The 22,125-nt window shown below is 38.2% G+C and carries 20 protein-coding genes; all 20 read left to right on the top strand.

Translation table 11 applies throughout. The features are described from left to right. The first annotated feature begins 251 nt into the window (after positions 1-251). The 20 genes from KH109_RS03255 to KH109_RS03160 all read left to right on the top strand — a co-directional run bounded on the left by KH109_RS03255 (position 252) and on the right by KH109_RS03160 (position 22,112). The gene (locus KH109_RS03255; protein WP_105094255.1) at positions 252-3,698 is read left to right on the top strand and encodes a pyruvate carboxylase; all 3,447 of its coding nucleotides are present in this window, start codon (positions 252-254) and stop codon (positions 3,696-3,698) included. 198 nt (positions 3,699-3,896) lie between these two features. Next, entirely contained in the window at positions 3,897-4,373 is a 477-nt protein-coding gene (nrdR, locus tag KH109_RS03250) for a transcriptional regulator NrdR (protein ID WP_119209008.1), read from the top strand. Positions 4,374-4,398: 25 nt separating this feature from the next. Then, positions 4,399-5,325, top strand: a complete 927-nt coding sequence (locus KH109_RS03245; RefSeq protein WP_295215670.1) for a membrane dipeptidase — start codon at positions 4,399-4,401, stop codon at positions 5,323-5,325. Next, positions 5,325-5,894, top strand: coding sequence for a D-sedoheptulose 7-phosphate isomerase (gmhA, locus tag KH109_RS03240; RefSeq protein WP_295215667.1), 570 nt, complete (start codon positions 5,325-5,327; stop codon positions 5,892-5,894). The genes KH109_RS03245 and gmhA overlap by 1 nt, the downstream gene beginning before the upstream one ends. Positions 5,895-5,990: 96 nt before the next feature. Then, positions 5,991-7,469 carry a D-glycero-beta-D-manno-heptose-7-phosphate kinase gene (gene rfaE1 / locus KH109_RS03235; protein ID WP_295215664.1) on the top strand — a complete coding sequence of 493 codons (1,479 nt, stop codon included), beginning with the start codon at positions 5,991-5,993 and terminating at the stop codon, positions 7,467-7,469. Beyond that, positions 7,466-8,431: an ADP-glyceromanno-heptose 6-epimerase gene (gene rfaD / locus KH109_RS03230; protein WP_005386892.1), complete on the top strand. Its 966-nt coding sequence runs from the start codon at positions 7,466-7,468 to the stop codon at positions 8,429-8,431. The genes rfaE1 and rfaD overlap by 4 nt, the downstream gene beginning before the upstream one ends. Beyond that, positions 8,431-8,925, top strand: a complete 495-nt coding sequence (locus tag KH109_RS03225; RefSeq protein WP_295215660.1) for an HAD family hydrolase — start codon at positions 8,431-8,433, stop codon at positions 8,923-8,925. Before rfaD ends, KH109_RS03225 begins: the two co-directional genes overlap by 1 nt. A gap of 92 nt (positions 8,926-9,017) precedes the next feature. Then, on the top strand, positions 9,018-10,037 hold the full coding sequence (locus KH109_RS03220; protein ID WP_295215657.1) for a glycosyltransferase family 9 protein: 1,020 nt from the start codon (positions 9,018-9,020) through the stop codon (positions 10,035-10,037). After that, entirely contained in the window at positions 10,037-11,077 is a 1,041-nt protein-coding gene (locus KH109_RS03215) for a glycosyltransferase family 9 protein (protein ID WP_105094261.1), read from the top strand. Before KH109_RS03220 ends, KH109_RS03215 begins: the two co-directional genes overlap by 1 nt. 4 nt (positions 11,078-11,081) lie before the next feature. Beyond that, positions 11,082-12,065 carry a 3'-5' exonuclease gene (locus KH109_RS03210; protein WP_156719737.1) on the top strand — a complete coding sequence of 328 codons (984 nt, stop codon included), beginning with the start codon at positions 11,082-11,084 and terminating at the stop codon, positions 12,063-12,065. A gap of 70 nt (positions 12,066-12,135) precedes the next feature. Beyond that, entirely contained in the window at positions 12,136-13,527 is a 1,392-nt protein-coding gene (locus tag KH109_RS03205; RefSeq protein ID WP_295215652.1) for an aminopeptidase, read from the top strand. Between the two features lie 50 nt (positions 13,528-13,577). Next, positions 13,578-13,955 (top strand): hypothetical protein, encoded by a 378-nt coding sequence (locus tag KH109_RS03200; protein WP_274205083.1) that lies wholly within the window; start codon positions 13,578-13,580, stop codon positions 13,953-13,955. Between the two features lie 131 nt (positions 13,956-14,086). Then, positions 14,087-15,064, top strand: coding sequence for an ABC transporter substrate-binding protein (locus KH109_RS03195; protein ID WP_119206687.1), 978 nt, complete (start codon positions 14,087-14,089; stop codon positions 15,062-15,064). 24 nt (positions 15,065-15,088) lie between these two features. Next, a complete protein-coding gene (locus KH109_RS03190; RefSeq protein WP_287533620.1) occupies positions 15,089-16,066 on the top strand; it encodes an ABC transporter substrate-binding protein in 978 nt (325 codons plus the stop codon). Between the two features lie 14 nt (positions 16,067-16,080). After that, positions 16,081-16,953 (top strand): Branched-chain amino acid ABC transporter, permease protein, encoded by an 873-nt coding sequence (locus KH109_RS03185; protein ID WP_024066234.1) that lies wholly within the window; start codon positions 16,081-16,083, stop codon positions 16,951-16,953. Positions 16,954-16,963: 10 nt separating this feature from the next. Beyond that, on the top strand, positions 16,964-17,761 hold the full coding sequence (locus tag KH109_RS03180; RefSeq protein WP_024066235.1) for an ABC transporter ATP-binding protein: 798 nt from the start codon (positions 16,964-16,966) through the stop codon (positions 17,759-17,761). A 171-nt stretch (positions 17,762-17,932) separates the two neighbouring features. Beyond that, complete coding sequence (gene rpsO / locus KH109_RS03175) at positions 17,933-18,199, top strand: 30S ribosomal protein S15 (protein WP_005386879.1); 267 nt, start codon at positions 17,933-17,935, stop codon at positions 18,197-18,199. Between the two features lie 409 nt (positions 18,200-18,608). Then, positions 18,609-20,678 (top strand): polyribonucleotide nucleotidyltransferase, encoded by a 2,070-nt coding sequence (locus KH109_RS03170; RefSeq protein ID WP_295215647.1) that lies wholly within the window; start codon positions 18,609-18,611, stop codon positions 20,676-20,678. Positions 20,679-20,688: 10 nt separating this feature from the next. Continuing rightward, positions 20,689-21,138, top strand: coding sequence for a dUTP diphosphatase (gene dut, locus KH109_RS03165; RefSeq protein WP_060924693.1), 450 nt, complete (start codon positions 20,689-20,691; stop codon positions 21,136-21,138). A gap of 440 nt (positions 21,139-21,578) precedes the next feature. Then, on the top strand, positions 21,579-22,112 hold the full coding sequence (locus tag KH109_RS03160) for an NUDIX hydrolase (RefSeq protein ID WP_178885109.1): 534 nt from the start codon (positions 21,579-21,581) through the stop codon (positions 22,110-22,112). Positions 22,113-22,125 lie beyond the last annotated feature (13 nt).

Here is a 22,125-nt window from a genome sequence, read left to right as displayed (position 1 = left end):
GATAAAAGACATATGAGTTTTTGTCATGTACAGCAAATAATGTATTTTATGATTTCATAATTAATATAATCCTTTAAATATGTGAAAAATATTGTATAATAGTTATATGTAATTATGAATATAATGCTCATCATAAAAAATGATGAGCTATCCGAATATATTGCTTTGACTATAAGTATAGGAAATATTCATATATTAATAAAATTGAAAGCTGATAGTTCACATTAGTGGAAGCTAGTAGGAGGCAATACATGAGAAAAATTAAATCCGTATTGGTTGCCAACCGTGGTGAGATCGCAATCCGCGTGTTCCGTGCATGTAATGAAATGGGCATTAAAACTGTAGCCATTTACTCCAAAGAGGATACATTATCCTTGCACCGTAACCAAGCTGACGAAGCCTATCTCGTAGGGGAAGGTAAAAAACCAGTTGAAGCATATCTTGATATTGAAGATATTATCCGTATTGCAAAAGAACATGATATTGATGCTATCCATCCAGGTTATGGTTTCTTGTCTGAAAACGAAGAGTTCGCTCGTCGTTGTGGTGAAGAAGGTATCATCTTTATCGGACCTCATGTAGAACATTTAAATATGTTCGGCGATAAGGTTAATGCTCGTGCACAAGCTAAATTGGCAGATATCCCAATGATTCCAGGTTCTGATGGGGCATTGCGTGATTTTGAACAATTAGAAGAATTTGCAAATACTCATGGTTTCCCTTTGATGATCAAAGCCGTAAATGGCGGCGGCGGCCGTGGTATGCGTGAGGTTCATCGTAAAGAAGATCTTCGTGATGCATATGATCGCGCAAAATCTGAAGCGAAAGCTGCCTTTGGCGATGATGATGTATATGTAGAAAAACTTATTGTTGAACCTAAACATATTGAAGTACAAATCTTAGGTGATGAACATGGTAATGTGGTTCATTTACATGAACGTGATTGCTCTGTACAACGTCGTCACCAAAAGGTTGTTGAAATGGCTCCAGCTTTTGCATTGCCATTGGAAACTCGTAAAGCCGTATGTGATGCAGCTGTAAAAATCATGAAAAATGTTGGTTACGTTAATGCGGGTACTGTAGAATTCTTGGTAACTGCTGATGGCTCCTTCTATTTCATCGAAGTTAACCCTCGTATCCAAGTAGAACATACTGTAACAGAAATGATTACAGATATTGATATCGTTCATTCTCAAATCCGTATTGCTGAAGGTTATGACTTACATAGCCCAGAAGTAGGTATTCCAGCACAAGATGAAGTTCCTTGTAAAGGCACTGCAATCCAATGTCGTATCACTACAGAAGACCCTAAAAATAACTTCATGCCTGATACAGGTAAAATCTTGGCATATCGTAGCTCCGGTGGCTTTGGTATCCGCTTAGACTCTGGTAATGCTTTTACAGGTGCCGTAGTAACACCTTACTATGATTCCTTGCTTGTAAAAGCGACTGCATTCGGTCCTAACAATGAAGAAACTATTCGTAAAATGCTTCGTTGCTTAAAAGAATTCCGTATTCGTGGCGTTAAAACAAATATTCATTTCTTGATTAACGTTCTTGAAAATCCTGAATTCCAAAGCGGTAACTACACTGTTAACTTCATTGAAGACCATCCAGAATTGTTTGAATTAAAACCAGACCGCGATCGGGGTACTAAATTATTACGTTACATTGCTGACGTAACAATCAATGGCTACTCTGGTGCAGGTCCTCAAGTGGTACCTGATTTTGAACCAATTCAAATGCCATCTGATTTAGATGTATCTCCAGCAGCTGGTACAAAACAAAAATTTGATGAATTAGGACCAGAAGGCTTCAGTAAATGGTTATCTGATCAAAAACAAGTATTCTTTACAGATACAACATGGCGTGATGCTCACCAATCCTTATTTGCTACACGTTTACGTACCATTGATATGGCACGCGTAGCTGGTCGTGCTGCAAAAGGTGTTCCTAACTTATTTTCCTTGGAATGTTGGGGCGGTGCTACATTCGACGTATCCTATCGTTTCTTACATGAAGATCCATGGGAACGCTTACGTATGTTCCGTCGCGAAGTGCCTAATACATTACTTCAAATGCTTATTCGTGGCGCTAATGCTGTAGGTTACACATCTTATCCAGATAATGTAGTTCGTCAATTTATCCAACGTGCTGCTGCTAATGGTATTGATGTATTCCGTGTATTCGATAGCTTAAATAGCCTTGATAATATGCATGTAGCTATTGATGAAGTTCGTGCACAAAACAAAATTGCTGAAGTAGCATTGTGCTATACAGGCGATATTCTTGATAGCAACCGTCCTAAATACAATTTAGACTACTATGTAAATATGGCTAAAGAGCTTGAAAAAGCGGGTGCTAATATTATTGCCATCAAAGATATGGCTGGTTTATTAAAACCTCAAGCTGCTTATAATCTTGTATCTGCCTTAAAAGATGCTGTTACTGTACCGATTCATTTACATACACATGAAGGTTCTGGCAATGCTATCTATTCCTATGGTCGCGCTGTAGATGCTGGTGTAGACGTTATCGACTTAGCATACTCTGCATTTGCTAATGGTACATCTCAACCTAGCATGAACTCCATGTACTATGCATTGAGTGGACATGACCGTCAACCTGAAATGAACATTGATTACATGGAAGAAATGTCGCATTACTTTGGCAGCATTCGTCCTTACTACAAAGGTGTGGATAAAGCAGAAGCATATCCTAACACTGAAGTATATCAACATGAAATGCCAGGTGGTCAATATTCCAACTTGCAACAACAAGCTAAGATGGTAGGCCTTGGTGATCGTTGGGCTGATATTAAGAAAATGTACCACCAAGTAAATATGATGTTTGGTGATATCATCAAAGTAACGCCATCCTCTAAAGTTGTAGGTGATATGACATTGTACATGGTACAAAATAACTTGACTGAAAAAGATATTTACGAAAAGGGCGATGTATTAGACTTCCCTCAATCCGTAGTTGAATTCTTTGAAGGTCGTCTTGGCACTCCATACCAAGGGTTCCCTGAAGAGTTACAAAAAATTATCTTAAAAGGTGCAAAACCAATCACAGTTCGTCCAGGTGCAGTATTGCCTCCAACAGACTTTGAACATGTTCGTAATGAATTGAGTGAAATGGGTGCTCAAACGACTGATGAAGATATCAGTGCATACTGCTTGTACCCTAAGGTTTACCAAGATTACAATAAATTTAAAAAAGACTTTGGTAATGTATCTGTACTTGATACTCCAACATTCTTCTTCGGTATGAAACGGGGCGAAGAAATTCAAGTAACTATCGAAAAAGGTAAAACACTTATCATCAAAATGAACGGCTTATCTGAACCAGATGAAGATGGTAACCGTATCGTATTGTTCGAGTTCAATGGTCAACCTCGTGGTATTAAAGTTCATGATAAACATGCTAAGACTACTGGCGTTGTTCGTCGTAAAGCGGATGAATCTAATCCTGGTGAAATTGGGGCTACATTGTCTGGTTCCGTTGTTAAGATTCTCGTTAAAAATGGTCAATCTGTAGCAAAAGGTGAGCCATTGATCGTTACAGAAGCGATGAAGATGGAAACAACAATTACTGCTCCTATCGATGGTATCGTAGAAGAAATCCTGGTTCGTGAAGGTAGCCGCATCGAATCTGGCGACTGCTTGCTTCGCGTTGAAGATGCTCCTAAACGATAGTTAGAATAGTAGATAAAATTAAAAATATTATTTCTAAAGTATTTCATAACATAAAATGCTTTAGAATAATGGAAGAATCCCTAGGAAATCCTAGGGATTCTTTGTATTTTAAAGGGTTTCATGGTACTATATATAGTAGAGAAAATGGGCGTATTATGCACTATTTTAGAGTGATTATTAAAAAAGGAGTAGTAACAGATGAGATGTCCTTATTGCCAACACACAGACACGAAGGTAACAGACTCTAGAACGACTGATGAAGGTAATAGTATTCGCCGTCGCCGCGAATGTATCAATTGTGGCCGTCGCTTTACTACCTATGAAATTATAGAAGAAGTACCACTTATGGTATTAAAGAAAAACGGACGTCGTGAATTATTTGATCGCGGTAAATTATTAAATGGTTTATTGCGTTCTTGTGATAAACGTACCGTACCAATGTCCGTGATGGAACAAGTGGTGAATGATGTAGAGCGCGATATTCGTAATGAAATCAATCAAGAGGTGACTACGGATCGTATTGGAGAACTCGTATTGCAACAATTAAAAGATATTGACCAAGTTGCATATGTTCGCTTTGCTAGCGTATATCGTAAGTTCGATAATATTGATAGCTTTATGGAAGAACTAAAAGCATTAAAAAAACTAGATGCTAAAAAACCAAAACGTGGTTAATTACTAATAGTATATGTGAGGCTTTATGATAGATTTACACTGCGATACGATTATGAAGTTAATAGATTATCCTAGTAATGGAGATTTGTATCGTAATACTTGGAAAATCGATATAGAAAAATTACAAAAGGCTCACAGCAAGGTGCAGGATTTTGCATTATTTATCAATCTAGGTGATACAAATGACCCTTATGGTCGTTATGAAGCGATGCGTAATTTATGTACATCACAAATTCATCACTATGGAGAGCACATTCATCATGTGCTCTCTTATCAAGATGTAGAGTCTGTATATGAATCTGGTAAGATTGGAGCTCTCATGTCTATTGAAGAGGGCGGTGTACTAGGTGGTGACTTAGATAAACTTAAACAAGCTTATCAAGATGGAATAAGACTTATTACGCTTACTTGGAACTATCCAAATGGTTTAGGAGAACCTCACTGTGGTGACCAACATAAAAAATTAACACCGAAAGGCGTTGAATTTGTAGAGGCTATGCAAGATTTAGGAATAATCGTCGATTGTTCTCATCTAAATGATGCTGGTGCTGAGCAATTAGGAGATATTTTAGATGTACCATTCGTAGCATCACACTCCAATGCACGTGAAGTTACAGCCCATACTAGAAATCTACCAGATTATTTGATTAAGCTCATTGCTAATAAGGGTGGTGTTATAGGCCTAAACTTTGCCCAATCTTTTTTAGGCACATCACCGATAAGTCGAATTGAAGATATCGTAAAGCATGGATTATATCTCATCAATAAAGGTGGGGAGGATGTAGTTGCATTAGGAACCGATTTTGATGGTATTAAACCGGATACAGAAATTAAAGACACTTCTGAAATGTATCGATTATACGATGCATTTAAAGAAGCTGGTTTATCTGTGGAACAATGTGAAAAATTATTTTGGAAAAATGCAGATAGACTGTTAAAGGAGATTTTATAATGACTGATTTAAATCCAATCATTGCAGATCGTTTTACCGAGCATTTGGAAGTCTTTGGTAAGACAATGGAGCATATGGATACCATTCAAGAGATTGCATATCGCTGTAAGGCGGCTTTAGAGAATGGCAATAAAATTTTGTTCTGTGGGAATGGTGGTTCTGCTGCGGATTCTCAACATTTAGCAGCTGAATTGATTTGTCGTTTTAAAAAGGAACGACGCTCTCTTGCAGGTATTGCATTGTCTACTGATACATCTGCATTAACAGCTATTGCAAATGACTATGATTTTGAATCTGTTTTTGCACGTCAAGTAGAGGGCTTAGGCCGTACAGGTGACGTTCTCATTGGTATTTCTACATCTGGGAACTCCAAGAATGTTGTAAAAGCTGCAGAAATGGCCCGTTCTATCGGCATGCACACCATAGCTTTCACAGGTGAAGGCGGTGGAAAACTAGCTGAATTATGTGATATTACATTAGCTATTCCAAGCAATGTGACAGCACGTATTCAAGAAATGCACATTTTGGCAGGTCATATAATGTGCGAAATCATTGAAGAAGATTATTAACCGTTACGATCATATTTATAAATAGATACATGTTTGAAACCTGGTTTTTTAGATAACTCGTTATACATGTATATTGTGGTAAGGAATAGGTGGATTATGATAAATGCTACCATTAATCAATTTTTGACAAAACAACTACCTAACCTAAAGATTGCCGTTATAGGTGATGTGATGGTAGATCGTTATGTTTTTGGTGATGTAAGTCGTATTTCTCCGGAAGCACCGGTTCCTGTTAACCGCGTGGCAAAGATGAAAGAAGTGCTTGGTGGCGCTGGTAATGTTGCGTCAAACTTATCAAATTTAGATTGCACAGTATATCTTGGTGCTATTGCCGGTAATGATGACCATGGTCGTTTATTACAACAATTGCTAAAGACTGATAAGATTGATACAACAGGTTTATTAACGAGTGATGATCGTTCTACCATTACTAAAATGCGTATCTTAGGTGATCGACAACAGATGATGCGCCTTGATTTTGAAACGATTACAGATATAACAAGTGAGGAAGAGGACCGACTGTCTGCTTGGCTAGAAAATCTATGTAAGGCTGGTATCGATGGTATTGTTGTATCTGACTATGGCAAAGGCGTTTGTACACCAACATTGCTAAAAAAAATCTTTAGTTTAGCTAAGGAGTATGGCGTACAAACCATTGTTGATCCTAAAGGTTCAGACTGGTCTAAATATAATGGTGCAACCTGCATTACACCGAATGTAAAAGAACTAGGTGAATGTGTAGGTCATAAGTTAGCTAACGATGATGCCACCATCGTAGAGGCAGCCAAGTCAGTACTGGTTAATGTTGATTTAGAATATATTGTGGCTACACGGTCTGCAAAAGGGATTACTGTTATTGCAAAGGATGGACGCACATGGCATAATCCGGCTACACAACAAGAGGTATTCGATGTAAGTGGTGCAGGCGATACGGTTGTATCTATGATGATGACATGCCTTGCCAGCGGTCTATCTATGCGCTTGGCATTACATATCGCAAATGGTGCTGCTGGCATTGTCGTATCTAAGGTGGGCACATATCCAATCCACCGATCTGAACTATTGGATTTATGGCATTCTTATAAGCATAGTGTTCAATCTAAACCTTTATATACAAAAGAAGAGATGAAGCAACTTATTGCACAATGGCAAAACAAAGGTGAAACTGTTGTGTTTACTAATGGTTGTTTTGATATTCTTCATCGCGGACATATTACGTATTTACAAGAGGCGGCTCAGTTAGGCGATCATTTAATTATTGGATTAAATTCCGATGCTTCGGTTAGACGCCTAAAAGGGGAAACGCGTCCCATCGTACGTGAAGAGGATAGAGCTGCATTATTAAGCGCATTGCGTTGTATCGATGGTGTGGTGTTATTCGAAGAGGATACACCAGCTGAACTATTAGCTTATTTACGTCCTAATACGCTTGTTAAGGGCGGCGATTATAAGAGAGAAGACATTATTGGACGTGAGTCCGTAGATCATGTAGAGGTGCTTTCATTTAAAGAAGGTTATTCTACATCAGATATTGTAGGGAAAATAGCTACTATGGCTAAGGAGGGTAAATTATGATTATCGTAACAGGCGGTGCTGGTTTTATTGGCAGTAATATTGTGAAAGCGTTAAATGACCGTGGTCGTACAGATATTCTTATTGTTGATGACCTTACAGATGGTCGCAAAATTCGCAATATTCAAAATCTAGAATTCTTAGATTACATCGATTGTGATGATTTTGATTGTGCTATCGCTGACGGTACATTCGATGTGGGCCCTATTGAAGTCGTATTCCACGAAGGCGCTTGTGCAGACACAATGGAATATAACGGCAAATATATGATGAAGAACAACTATGAAGGTTCTAAAAATCTATTCCATTATTGCCAAGACCGTCGTATTCCATTCATCTATGCATCCTCTGCATCTACTTATGGCAATGGTACTAATGGTTTCGTAGAAAAACCAGAAGCCGAAGAAGCCCTCAATCCATATGCGTACTCTAAATTGTTATTCGACCGTTATGTGCGTAAATATGAAGGTGAGTATACAGCGCAAGTTGTAGGCTTACGTTACTTTAATGTATATGGTCCTAATGAAGCTCATAAAGATAAAATGGCTTCCTTAGTTCGCCAAATGTTCTACAAAAATAAAGAAACTGGTATTATCAATCTATTTGAAGGTACAGATGGCTACGAAGATGGTGGTCAAACACGTGACTTTATCTATGTTAAAGACGTAGTTAATGTAAACTTCTATTTCTGGGAACATCCTGAAATTTCTGGTACTTTTAACTGTGGTACAGGTAATGCTCATAGCTTTAACCAATTTATGCAAGCTGTTATCGACTACAACGGTAAAGGCAAGATTGAATATATTCCATTCCCTGAGGTATTAAAAGGTAAATACCAAAGCTTTACTGAGGCTGATACTACTAAATTATTGGCTGCTGGTTATGACAAAGGGTTCCATAAAATGGAAGATGCTGTTAAAGAATATTGTGAACTACTCGATAATAACGAAGGGTATTTACGTTAATGCGCAAGGTATTATTTTTAGATCGCGATGGTGTTATCAATAAAGATGTTAGCTATTTATATAAAATCAGCGATTTAGAATGGGTGGATGGAGCTAAAGAAGCACTAGCTTATGCGTATAGCAAGGGCTATGACCTCATTGTAGTGACAAATCAAAGTGGTGTAGCTAGAGGTTATTATAAGGAATCTGATGTTCAGATTTTACATGATCACATGGCTCATGAACTAGATCGCAGTGGGGCACCAATTTTACATTTTTATTATTGTCCTCACCATAAAGAAGGATCTGTGCAACTTTATGCTGTCGATTGTGAATGTAGAAAGCCAAAGCCTGGCATGATTAATCAAGCTATTAAGGATTATGATGTAGACCCTAAAAGTAGTTTACTTATTGGCGATAGTCAGCGCGATGTTGATGCAGCAGAAGCGGCTGGTGTAAAAGGCTATCTATTTACAGGTACAAATTTATTAGATTTTCTTAAGACTATTATTTAGTCCATTATTTATTTTACGCTTACTTTAGAGTAAATCAGATTCAACGGTGTTATGAGGCTTTTTAGTTGTGGTGTTGTATTTTGGGAGGCTATATGAAAGATTACAAGAATATACTCATCATTAAGATGAGTTCTTTAGGTGATGTGATTCATGCATTGCCTACCTTGTACGCAGTGCGTAAAAATTGGCCTGATGCGCATATTACATGGGCTATTCATGAACAATTTGAGAGTCTCCTACCTGGTAAACCATGGGTAGATGATGTAATCATTATCGACAAAAAACAACTTAAAAAGCCTGCTTATCTATGGCAGTTACGTAAGGATTTACATAGCCGTCATTTTGATATGACTTTAGACCTTCAATGTATTGCAAAGAGCGCCATTGTATCATTATTATCTGGTGCACCTGAAAAATATGGCTACTGGGAGCTTCGTGAAGGCAGTAATTTAGTTAATAAAGCACTTGTTGGTGAACATAAATACGATCATGTTATTGAACGATACCTCGATACCGTACGTGCTCTTGGAGGGGATGTAGAAGGTGTAGAGTTTCCTATGCCTGCTTATGTGGAGGCGGAGAAGTCCGTTAAGCATAAGTTACAATCTCATGGTGTAGAAGATGAATATGTAGTAGTTGTACCAGGTGCTCGCTGGATTGTTAAGGAGTGGCCACTTCTTAACTTTGGCGAGCTATGTATCCGCTTATGTGAATCTGGTAAAAAAGTAGTTATTGCTGGTGCTCCAGATGATGAAGAAAAAGGAGCTTTCATAAAAAACTATGTAAAAAATAAGAATCTCATCAACCTAGTGGGGTCTACATCCATGCCAGAGCTAATTGAGTTGATTCGACACTGTGAAATTTTCATCAGTGCTGATACGGGCCCTTTGCATATTGCTAATGCTCTGAAGCGGCCTTTGATTGCATTATTTGGAACCACATCTCCAAAACGAACTGGTCCATATGGAGGGAGTCATGTACATCTTATTATTTCACCTACATCAAAGGCTACACCTGAACAGCCATTAGTAGATGATCCTGATTGTATGGCTCAAATTCCTGTAGATGCGGTGTGGTCTGTATATGAGCAAGTAATTGGAAAGGAACTATAATGGAACTTGATTATAAACGCATTGTGGTCACCTTTCTTATGCACTTAGGTGATGTTATTTTAACGACTCCATTCTTAGAGGTATTACGTAAAGCTGCTCCACATAGCCATATTACATATGTAATAGATGAGAAATTACAACAAGTAATGCAGTATAATCCGAATATTGATGAACTGATTGTAGTAGATAAAAAGGGGCGTCATAATAGTATTTCTGGGCTCAATGAGATAGCTCGAGAGATTAATGCAAAGGGTAAACCTGATATCGTTATCAATTTACATCCCAATGAACGTACTTCCTATTTAGCTTGGAAGATTCATGCGCCCATTACGACTGGTATGAGTCATTTCCTATTTAGACCATTTATGACAAAGTATACCCGTCTAGACCGTAAAACTCGCCACGCTGCAGATATGTACATCAATGTACTAGAACAATTAGGTGTAACGGATATTTCTAATTCTGGTTTACATATTGAAACTTGTGAGGCATGGCGCCGTGAGGCTCAGGAGTTCTATGCTAGTCATGGTTTAACAGATAGTGATACGCTCATCGGTTTTAATATTGGTAGTGCTGTTCCTGAGAAACGCTGGCCTGCTGAACGATTTGCCCATGTAGCTGATTATTTGGGTCATTTAGGGTATAAAACAGTATTCTTTGGCGGCCCTATGGATCTCGAAATGGTGCAACCTGTAGTAGAACAAATGGAAACGAAACCGATTGTGGCTACCGGAAAATTCCAGTTAGGACCGTTGGCGGCGGCAATGAGCCGCTGTAATCTATTGATTACAAATGACTCTGGTCCTATGCATGTGGCCATCAGCCAAAAGGTGCCAATTGTGGCGCTTTACGGTCCATCAAACCCATTCTTTTATGGTCCGTACCAAGCTCATGCTATCGTTCTTGAAACGATGGACTCCTATGAGGTTGGTAAAAGCATGAAGAAGATTATTAAAGAAGGAAATTACAAAGGTTTGTCCGTAATTTCTGAAGAACAGGTCATTAAAGCAGCGGAAACGTTGCTTTCAGAATCGAAATAAACATATGAACTATATTGTATTTGATTTAGAGTGGAATCAACCCTATAGCAATGACATTAGCTTTATGAAGCGCACAAAAATGCCACTAACAGGGGAAATCATTCAAATCGGAGCGGTAAAACTGAATGAAAAGATGGACATTGTAGATCATTTTACAATGTTCATCAAACCACAATACCTGCCACGGATGCATAAACATGTCCGTGAATTGACAGGTATTACATCACGAGAACTCGATCATGGTGTGCCCTTTAAGACGGCTATGCAGTACTTTCAAAATTGGTGTGGTGATGAGTATATGTTGTTATCTTGGGGGTCTGATGACATTCTCATATTGCGTGAAAATCTAATGCTTCATAGGATGAAAGCTTTATCTTATGATCAATGGGTAGATGCACAGATGATTTATGCTTATCAGCGATATGGTACGAGTCAACAGTATTCTGTGGCTCATGCCATGGAGGACCTAAATATATCTACGGAGCATTTATCTGCTCATAATGCATTACATGATGCTGTATTTACGGCTCATATATGTCAAAAGCTAGATATACAACAAGGTATTTTACATTATGATCTAATTCGAAAGGAAAGTAGTAATCCTTTCTTATATCCACCAATTTTAACGTTCTTTATGTATGAGAACTTTCCTGAAAAGAAGCGCATTGTTCATGATAGAAGGGTTCGATTATCATTCTGCCCGTATTGTCAGACCCGCTTGGAAATGACGCGGCCAGAACGATTGCAAGGTGATAAGCATCTCGCTATAGGCGTTTGTCCTAAACATGGCGATTTTGCAGTGCAACTTAAAGTTGGAAAATATACGATTAAGTCCGGTAGTACTAAATTCTACGTTACAAAGGTATTAACGCATTGTACGGACGAAATTCGTTCTCTATATACTCAGAAGTCTGAAATTAATCGAGAGAAAGAGCGAAAATATTTGGAATTTCGCCGGGCGGAACTAGAAAAGGACCGCCAAAAATAATTTTATTAATTCCTGTTCACATCTATAGTTTCTTAATTATTAGCTTGTGAGCATTTAGAAAGGATAGATTATGGAACGCAAATATGCATGGCATAATTACGACGATGCCACTATGGAAAAGGTATATGCCTTAAGTGATACATATCGTCAATTTTTAGATAATGGTAAAACAGAACGTGAATGTGTTGTACAGGCCGTTGAATTTGCAGAAGCAAAAGGATATGTAAATTTAAAAGATATTATTAAATCCAATACACCAATTAAAGCTGGGGACAAGATTTATTACATACATATGGATAAATCCATTGCTTTATTTAATATTGGTACTGATGATATTGAATTAGGTATGAATATCTTAGGTGCTCATATCGATTCTCCACGTATCGATGTAAAGCAAAATCCACAATATGAAGATAGCAATCTCGTATTTTGGGATACTCATTACTATGGAGGCATTAAAAAATACCATTGGGTTGCTATGCCTCTTGCCATTCATGGCGTTGTAGTAAAAACAGATGGTACTCGTATCAACATCAATATTGGGGATAACGAAAATGATCCTGTATTCTGCATTACAGACTTGTTACCGCATTTGGGACAAGAGCAAATGCAAAAGAATGCAGCTAAGGTAATTGAAGGGGAAGCCCTTGATTTACTCATAGGCAGTCGTCCTGTAAAAGATGAAGAAAAAGAAGGGGTAACTAAATTTATTAACAACCTTCTTGAAAAAGAATATGGTTTTGTAGAACGTGATTTATTATCTGCAGAGCTCGAAATTGTACCAGCAGGTAAGGCGCGTGATATGGGCTTTGACCGCTCCATGGTTATGGCCTATGGTCAAGACGATCGCGTATGCGCGTACACATCCTTAGTAGCTATGCTTGAAGTAGACAATGTTAAACGTACTACTTGTTGTCTGCTTGTAGATAAAGAAGAAATCGGTTCTGTAGGCGCCACTGGTATGCAATCTCGTTTCTTTGAAAATGCAGTAGCAGAAGTTCTCACACTTATGGGTAAACCTAATTCTGTAAGTGTACGACGCACATTGGAAAATTCTCGTATGTTATCTTCCGATGTTAGCGCTGGCTATGATCCTTTATATGCATCTGCATTTGAAAAGAAAAATGCATCTTACTTAGGTATGGGGGTTGTATTTAATAAATTTACAGGCTCTCGTGGTAAAGCTGGTTCTAATGATGCCAATGCTGAATATATGGGCTTTATTCGTCGTGTCATGGAATCTAACAATGTAACATATCAAACTGCAGAGCTTGGTAAGGTTGATCTCGGCGGTGGTGGTACCATTGCTTATATCATGGCCTTATACGGTATGAATGTTATCGACTGTGGCGTGGCTGTGCTTAGTATGCATGCTCCATGGGAGGTTACATCTAAGGCGGATATTTACGAGGCTAAACAATGCTATGTGGCATTCTTAAATGCAGCTGATGAATCAATCTAAAATTATGGGGCTTTCACCATTGGTGAAAGTCCATTCTATGTGAGGTATATATGAATCAAACAGATTTAGGCGCAGCCATAGAGGCAGCGAAGGGAGAGGCAACAGAGGTTAAGACTGTAAAAGTCGATATTTTTGATATTCCTGAAACAAAGGCTGAAGAATATATTGCTAATCGTGAAGAGGTAGCAAAAGCTGCAGCACAGGTAATGAAGCCTTACTGTGTAACGGTAAAGCGTGAAACATTAGATCCTGAAGAAGGGGAGGCTGTAGTTGGTTATTATGTAACGGGTGAAATTTTAATGTGTGTCATCCTCGATCCATTTGAAGTGCCCGTTATGAAGGTAGCACTTGATAAGGGGACTCTTAAAGACTACATTTTAGCAGCTAATGATTTAACAGAAGACATGTTAGCATCTCTCGAAAAATAAGAGGATTTCATATCTTAATGTGTTCTATAAATGGACAAATGTAAAATACTTTAATCTGCTACATTGATGTAGTAAAGAAATTTGTTTATAATAGATGTATTATAGTCATTGCAGATAGGAAGGAAATCCCCATGAACTTAAAAAAAGGTATTGCCCTAGCGCTCACGGCGGCAGCATTGATGGCATTTACAGGCTGTGGCTCCAATGGAACAACATCTAATGGTGAATACAAGGTTGGTGTAGTACAACTGGTAGAACATCCTGCACTTGATGCTGCAAACAAAGGTTTTGTTGATGCTTTAAAAGAAAAAGGCTTGGCAGATAAAATTACCTTTGACCAACAAAATGCACAAGCTGATCAATCTAATTTGAATAGTATTGCACAGCGTTTTGTATCTGATCGTAAAAACTTAATCTTAGCGATTGCAACACCTGCAGCTCAATCTATGGCGAATGCAACTCACGATATTCCGATCTTGGGTACTGCTATCACTGATTATGAAGCAGCTAAACTTGTTAAATCTAATGAAAAACCAGGTGGTAATGTATCTGGTACATCTGATATGAACCCAGTAGAACAACAAGTTGATTTAATTTTACAAGTATTACCAAATGCTAAGACAATTGGTACTATTTATAGCTCTAGTGAAGTAAACTCTCAAATTCAAGTTGAGAAAATGAAAGCTTACGCAGCTACAAAAGGTGTTAAGGTTGAAGAAGTTACTGTTTCTAACGTAAACGATATTCAACAAGCAGCACAAAATCTTGTTTCTCAACGTGTAGACGCAATTTATGTGCCAACAGATAATGTAGTAGCTTCTGCGATGAGCAATCTTGTAGCGATTACCGACCCAGCAAAAATTCCTGTGTTTGGCGGTGAAGACAACCACGTAAAAGGTGGTGCTGTAATGTCCTTGTCCGTAGATTACTACAAACTTGGATACCAAACAGGTTTAATGGCAGCTAAAATTTTAACTGGTGAAGCTAAAGTTGAAGATATGCCTATTGAAATGCAAAAAGAATTTAAATTAGTTGTAAGTAAAGATAAATTACAAAAATTGGGCATCACATTACCAGAAGAGTTGATGAACAAAGCAACTATGATTTAATACAGAACTGGTAAGGAGTTACATATGAACTGGAAAAAAGGTATTGCAGTAGCACTTAGTGCTATTTCTATTATGGCAATTGTGGCAGGTTGCGGTTCTAATACAGCAACTAATGAGCAAAAGAAAATTGGTGTTATTCAATTGGTAGAACATCCATCTCTTGATGCTGCGAATAAAGGTTTTGTTGATGGTCTTGCATCTAAAGGCTATAAAGATGGGGAAAACATCAAATTAGACCAACAAAATGCACAAGCTGATCAATCTAATTTGAATAGTATTGCTCAACGTTTTGTATCTGATAAAAAGGATTTAGTATTAGCGATTGCCACACCAGCTGCACAAACAATGGCAAACGCATCTCATGATATTCCTATCATGGGTACTGCTATTACAGATTACGTTACAGCAAAACTTGTTCAATCTAACGAACATCCAGGTGGTAATGTTTCTGGGACATCTGATATGACACCTGTAGAAAAAGAGGTTGATCTTATTATTGCGTTAGTACCAAATGTAAAACGTATTGGTGCTATTTACACATCTTCTGAAATCAATTCCCAACTTCAAGTTGAAAAAATGAAAGCCTATGCAGCTACTAAAGGTATCACTGTTGTAGAAGCAACTGTATCTAACGTAAATGATATCCAACAAGCGGCTACAAATCTTGTGAACCAAGATGTACAAGCTATTTATACACCAACTGATAATGTATTAGCATCTGCTATGGCTAACTTAGCTCAAATTACTGATGCTGCTAAAATTCCAGTATTTGCTGCCGATGAAGGTATGACAATGACTGGTGGTGTGGCAACATATTCTGTTGACTACTATAAATTAGGTTATCAAACTGGTTTAATGGCGGCAAAAGTGCTTTCTGGTGAAGCTAAAATCTCTGATTTAGCTATTGAAACACAAAAAGATATTAAGTTAACTGTGAATGAAGAACGTGCTAAAAAATTAGGTATTACAATTCCTGAAGCACTTCGTAAAGATATGAAATAATAGAGGAGATTTTGATGTTAGATTTAGTGGTAGGCACCATAACAACTGGCCTTTTATGGTCTTTGTTAGCGGTTGGTGTTTTCATCACCTTCCGTGTATTAGATGTGGCTGACTTAACTGTAGAAGGTACGTTTCCAATGGGGGCGGCCATTTCTGCAATTTTAATTACTAGTGGTATGAACCCAATCTTATCTATCTTGATTGCCGGCATTGGTGGTATGGCCGCAGGTGCTGTAACAGGTTGGATTCATACAAAATTAAAGATTCCTGCGTTGCTCGCTGGTATCTTAACAATGATTGCTTTATACTCCATTAATCTTCATATTATGGGTAAAGCTAACGTATCCTTGCTTCGTATGGATACAATTTATACAATTATCGGTAGTGTACTTCATACAGCAAATATGTGGTCTGCAGCTATCGTAGGTATCATCGTAGCTGTTGTAGTTTGCTTATTACTATTCTGGTTCTTCGGCACTGAAATAGGTACAGCATTACGTGCAACAGGTGTTAACCCTCAAATGATTCGTGCCCAAGGCGTAAACACAGACAACATGATCGTTTTAGGTCTTTTGATTTCCAATGGTTTTGTTGGTATGTCTGGAGCTTTAATAGGTCAATTCCAAGGCTTTGCCGACGTAGGTATGGGTATTGGTACTATCGTAATCGGTTTGGCTTCTGTAATTATCGGTGAGGTAGTATTTGGTACAAAATCCTTCGTACGTAGCCTCATTGCTGTGGTACTTGGTTCTATCGTATATCGTATCGTTATTGCGGCTGTACTCTACATGGGTATGCCACCAAACGACTTAAAATTATTTACTGCTATTCTTGTTGCCATCGCGCTTTCCTTGCCTACATTGAAAGCAAAGTGGTTGGCTCGTTAAGGAGGACACTATGTTAGAAGTAAAAAATATGGTAAAAACCTTCTTTAAGGGCACAATCAATGAAAAAACTGCTCTTCAAGGTATTGATCTTCGATTAGAAGAAGGCGATTTCTGTACTGTAATCGGTGGTAATGGTGCTGGTAAAAGTACGTTGCTAAACTCCATCGCTGGTGTATTCCCAGTAGATGAAGGTTCTATTACAATTAATGATATTGATGTAACAAAAATGCCGGAATACAAACGTGCTAAATACATTGGCCGTGTATTCCAAGACCCTATGGTTGGTACGGCAGGTAACATGCAAATTGAGGAAAATTTGATCCTTGCTATGCGCCGTGGTAAAAACTTAGGTCTTAAATGGGCTTTCAAAGATAGCGAACAAGCATTCTTCAAAGAACGCCTTGCACTATTAGGTTTAGGCCTTGAAGACCGCTTATCTGCTCGTATGGGCTTGTTATCTGGTGGTCAACGCCAATCCATTACATTGTTGATGGCTACTATGCTTCGTCCTGAACTTTTATTACTTGACGAACATACAGCGGCTCTTGACCCTAAGACGGCAGAAAATGTTTTGCAATTGACTGATAAACTAGTTGCTGAACATAACTTAACGACTCTCATGATTACCCACAACATGCGTGATGCATTGCGCTTTGGTAATCGCCTCATCATGATGGATGCTGGTCGCATCATCTATGATGTAAAAGGGGAAGAAAAGAAAAAATTAACAGTTGCCGATTTATTACAAAAATTTGAAGTAGCTGGGGAAAATGCATTGAGCGACCGTATGGTGCTAGGTGCGAAATAATAGAAGAGGGCACAAGCCCTCTTTTGTTTATTTACTGTATTTATTCTTTACAAGATAAGGTAGATACTGTATACTAAATAAGGTCGTAAGACATATCGTAAGCGAAGTATTCGAATCTCCAACGGTTACTTAAGCTTATCGGGATTATTTATTTATTAGGAGGTAACATTAATGTTAACTACAGAAGCTAAATTAGCAGTAATTAAAGAATACGCTACTCATGAAGGTGACACTGGTTCTCCAGAAGTACAAGTTGCGATTTTAACAAGCCGCATCCAATACTTAACAGATCACTTGAAAGAACACAAAAAAGACCATCATTCCCGTCGTGGTTTGTTGAAATTGGTTGGTCAACGCCGTAACATGCTTGACTACCTTCGTCGTAAAGATATCGAACGTTACCGTTCCCTTATCGAACGTCTTGGTCTTCGTAAATAATAAAATTAGCCGTCCTATTGGACGGCTTTTTTATTTTATTTCTCTATGTTATAATAACGTTAGGCAAAGGGAAACGAATGCCGATATTCAATTGTGGCAACACAAAAAAAGGACAGAGCGGCAACTCTGTCCTTTTTTATTGTGCTAGTTGCTATCTAAATCTACTATCTAGCCACTTGATGATGTAATGGCAAGTTACACCACCTATGATAGAGATTATAAGGGAAATGAGATATTCAATCACGACAACACTTCCTTTCTGTTGCCAGAATAGGAGTTAGCAACAACTAGAGTATAACATAATAGTATGAACTAACGTATACTATAATTAATTGAAAATAGCTTATTTTTTCTTGATGATATATAATAAGAAGGTATACATATAAGAAGATTTTTAGGAGGAATAGGAATGGAACAATTCCAAATGGACCTAGCTGGTCGTATGCTTACGATCGAGACTGGGGAACTTGCAAAACAAGCTGGCGGTGCCGTAATGGTTGGTTACGGTGATACTCGTGTACTCGTTACTGCTACAGGTTCTAAAGAGGCGAAGGATATCGACTTCTTCCCACTTACAGTAGACTATGAAGAAAAAATGTACGCTGTTGGTCGTTTACCAGGTGGCTTCATTAAACGTGAAGCACGTCCACCTGAATCTGCGATTTTGAATAGCCGTTTGATTGACCGTCCTATTCGTCCATTATTTGATAAAGGTGTACGTAATGAAGTACACGTAGTGGCAACTGTTATGTCCGTTGATCAAGATTGTGATCCAGCAATCTGTGGTATGATTGGCGCTTCCGCTGCTTTATCTATTTCTGATATTCCTTGGAATGGTCCTATTGCAGGCGTTCGTATGGGGCGTATCAACGGTGAATTTGTTGTAAACCCAACAAAAGAACAATTAGAAGCAACAGATCTTAATATCGTTGTAGCTGGTACAAAAGATGCTATCCTCATGGTTGAAGGTGGTGCTCAAGAGGTTCCAGAAGAAACTATTCTTGAAGTCATCATGGCAGCTCATGAAGAAATTAAAAAAATCGTAGCTTTCCAAGAAGATATGAAAGCAAAAGTAGGCAAGGAAAAACGCGTATTTGAAAGTAAAGACGTGCCAGCTGAAATCGCTGATGCAGTTCGTGCATATGGTCATGATAAACTTGATGTAGCAGTTCGTTGTGCTGATAAACAACAACGTGATGCGCAAGAAAGTGAAGTGCGTGCAGATGTATTAGCTCACTTTGAAGAAATCTACCCAGATAACTTGGGTGATGTAAATAAAGCATTTGACGCAATGACAAAAGAAATCGTTCGTCATATGATTACAGTTGAAAAAATCCGTCCAGATGGCCGTAAACTTGATGAAGTTCGTCCAATCTCTTGCCGTACAGGTGTCTTACCTCGTACACATGGTTCTGGCTTATTTACTCGTGGTCAAACTCAAGTATTGAACGTTGCTACTGTAGCTCCATTGTCTGAAACTCAAACAATTGATGGCATTGGTTTAGAAACAGAAAAACGTTATATTCACCACTACAATTTCCCATCCTTCTCCGTAGGGGAAACTCGTTCTTCCCGTGGTCCTGGTCGTCGTGAAATTGGTCATGGTGCGTTGGCTGAACGTGCATTAGTACCTGTTATTCCTAGTGAAGAAGAATTTCCATATGCATTGCGCTTAGTATCTGAAGTATTGGAATCTAACGGTTCTAGCTCCATGGCATCCGTATGTGGCTCCACATTATCCTTGATGGATGCTGGTGTACCTATTAAAGCTCCTGTCGCTGGTATCGCTATGGGTCTCGTAACTCAAGGCGAACACTACACAATCTTAACTGATATTCAAGGCATGGAAGATGCTCTTGGTGACATGGACTTTAAAGTGGCTGGTACAGCAAAAGGTGTAACAGCAATTCAAATGGATATTAAAATTTCCGGCTTATCTCGTGAAATCCTTCATGAAGCATTAGAACAAGCTCATAAAGGCCGTATGCATATCATGGGTATCATGCTTGATACAATTGCTGAACCACGTCAACAAATGTCTGAATATGCTCCACGTATTATTACAATGAAAATTGATCCAGACAAGATTCGTGATGTAATTGGTTCTGGCGGTAAAGTAATTCGTGGTATCATCGATGAAACAGGTGCAAAAATTGATATCGAAGATGATGGCACAGTATTCATCGCTTCTGTAGACCAAGAAGGTGCTGCTAAAGCTCAACAAATTATCGAAAACCTTACTAAAGAGGTTGAAGTAGGTGAAGTATACCTTGGTAAAGTAACTCGTTTAATGGCATTCGGTGCTTTCGTAGAAGTATTACCAGGTAAAGAAGGTCTTGTACACATTTCTAAACTTGCGAAAGAACGCGTTGAAAATGTTGAAGACGTAGTAAATGTTGGTGATGAGATTATGGTAAAAGTTATCGAAATCGATAAACAAGGCCGTATCAACTTGTCCCGTAAAGATTGTTTAAAATAAGAGGTGTTACATGGATATTCGTGGCTTTGAAGTAGTTTCTGCTTTTGAAGAACAAGATATCAATTTACCGACACGTAAAACAACAGAAAGCGCAGGCTATGATATTGAATGCGCTGAAGCTGTTACTTTAGAACCAGGTCAAGTAGTATTAGTGCCAACAGGTATTAAAGCTTTCATGGCATACGATGAATACCTTGCCATTCACATTCGTTCTAGCATGGCCATTAAACGCCATCTGGCACTCGTGAATAGCACAGGCATTATCGACAGTGATTACTATAATAATGAGGACAACGAGGGTCATATCATGATCGCTCTACTCAATTATGGTAAAGAAACAGTTTCCCTAGAAAAAGGTGAACGCGTTGCCCAAGGCATCTTCTCAAAATACCTTATCACTAACGATGACGATGCTACAGGTATTCGTACAGGCGGTATTGGTAGTACTGGGACTATGTAAACAACATACAATTCTAAATAGAATGGTGAAAGCCGCTCAACTAAAGTTGAGCGGCTTTTTCTAATAAAATTTTTTAAATTAATTATTAACACACACGGATACGTGTATTATAATTACATCATAAGGTGAAAGATATCACCAACATGTAGAACGGAAAGTCTTAGATTCTAATAGCAATCCTATAACATAAAAAGCTTGATTAAGATGAGTATAGAATCTAGTATAATTTAATAGTTATCGTTCATAAACGATTTATAAGGTTAGACACTAGCAGCAATCCATTGATTAAATAACCAGAAAAAGTGATTTTGGAGACCTTTTGGTCTAGAGTATCGTGTCTAGTTTGACTATTGGAACCTTATTTTTGTGTACATAATTTGTGCTATAATGAAGAGTAGGTTTTATAAGGTAACAATCATTTTATATACGAGGAATCATATATGGCAATTAGCAAAGAGATACAAAAATCTAGCGAAATGAAATTTGATGGTAAACTAATTAAAGTTACTTATGATATAGCTGATGTTAATGGTAATGAAGCGTGGCGAGAGGTAGTTCATCATCCAGGGGCAACTGCGATTGTAGTTGTTACGGAAGATAATAAAATCGTAATGGAGCGCCAATTCCGTTATGCTCTGCAACAGCCTATGCTTGAAATTCCAGCAGGTAAATTGGATCCTAATGAAGAGCCTCTAACTTGTGCTAAACGTGAGTTAGCAGAGGAGACAGGATATCGTGCTAACGAGTGGATTCCATTAGGTACTATTGCAACAAGTCCTGGTTTCTGTAATGAAGTATTACATTTATATTTAGCAAAAGATCTCACTATGGGTGAAACTAATTGGGATCCCGACGAGTATGTAGAGCTTGAGTATTTTACTTTGCCTGAATTATTAGAGGCAATTAAGGGTGAACAAATTAAGGATAGTAAATCTTTGGCAGCCCTTATGCTTGCTATGCCGTACCTCAAATAGTATTACGTAATAG

Origin of the sequence: Veillonella sp., assembly GCF_018381775.1 — a bacterium.
Classification (GTDB): Bacteria; Bacillota; Negativicutes; order Veillonellales; family Veillonellaceae; genus Veillonella.
The sequence above is the reverse complement of the archived record's forward strand: the minus strand, read 5'-3'. Positions and strand labels throughout refer to the sequence as shown.

Coding starts and splice junctions, on each gene's coding strand:
- KH109_RS03185 (WP_024066234.1), top strand. CDS start 16,081: ATGTTAGATTTAGTGGTAGGCACCATAACAACTGGCCTTTTATGGTCT.
- KH109_RS03190 (WP_287533620.1), top strand. CDS start 15,089: ATGAACTGGAAAAAAGGTATTGCAGTAGCACTTAGTGCTATTTCTATT.
- rfaD (WP_005386892.1), top strand. CDS start 7,466: ATGATTATCGTAACAGGCGGTGCTGGTTTTATTGGCAGTAATATTGTG.
- dut (WP_060924693.1), top strand. CDS start 20,689: ATGGATATTCGTGGCTTTGAAGTAGTTTCTGCTTTTGAAGAACAAGAT.
- KH109_RS03205 (WP_295215652.1), top strand. CDS start 12,136: ATGGAACGCAAATATGCATGGCATAATTACGACGATGCCACTATGGAA.
- KH109_RS03215 (WP_105094261.1), top strand. CDS start 10,037: ATGGAACTTGATTATAAACGCATTGTGGTCACCTTTCTTATGCACTTA.
- KH109_RS03170 (WP_295215647.1), top strand. CDS start 18,609: ATGGAACAATTCCAAATGGACCTAGCTGGTCGTATGCTTACGATCGAG.
- gmhA (WP_295215667.1), top strand. CDS start 5,325: ATGACTGATTTAAATCCAATCATTGCAGATCGTTTTACCGAGCATTTG.
- rfaE1 (WP_295215664.1), top strand. CDS start 5,991: ATGATAAATGCTACCATTAATCAATTTTTGACAAAACAACTACCTAAC.
- KH109_RS03245 (WP_295215670.1), top strand. CDS start 4,399: ATGATAGATTTACACTGCGATACGATTATGAAGTTAATAGATTATCCT.
- KH109_RS03220 (WP_295215657.1), top strand. CDS start 9,018: ATGAAAGATTACAAGAATATACTCATCATTAAGATGAGTTCTTTAGGT.
- rpsO (WP_005386879.1), top strand. CDS start 17,933: ATGTTAACTACAGAAGCTAAATTAGCAGTAATTAAAGAATACGCTACT.
- KH109_RS03255 (WP_105094255.1), top strand. CDS start 252: ATGAGAAAAATTAAATCCGTATTGGTTGCCAACCGTGGTGAGATCGCA.
- KH109_RS03200 (WP_274205083.1), top strand. CDS start 13,578: ATGAATCAAACAGATTTAGGCGCAGCCATAGAGGCAGCGAAGGGAGAG.
- KH109_RS03195 (WP_119206687.1), top strand. CDS start 14,087: ATGAACTTAAAAAAAGGTATTGCCCTAGCGCTCACGGCGGCAGCATTG.
- KH109_RS03210 (WP_156719737.1), top strand. CDS start 11,082: ATGAACTATATTGTATTTGATTTAGAGTGGAATCAACCCTATAGCAAT.
- KH109_RS03160 (WP_178885109.1), top strand. CDS start 21,579: ATGGCAATTAGCAAAGAGATACAAAAATCTAGCGAAATGAAATTTGAT.
- nrdR (WP_119209008.1), top strand. CDS start 3,897: ATGAGATGTCCTTATTGCCAACACACAGACACGAAGGTAACAGACTCT.
- KH109_RS03180 (WP_024066235.1), top strand. CDS start 16,964: ATGTTAGAAGTAAAAAATATGGTAAAAACCTTCTTTAAGGGCACAATC.
- KH109_RS03225 (WP_295215660.1), top strand. CDS start 8,431: ATGCGCAAGGTATTATTTTTAGATCGCGATGGTGTTATCAATAAAGAT.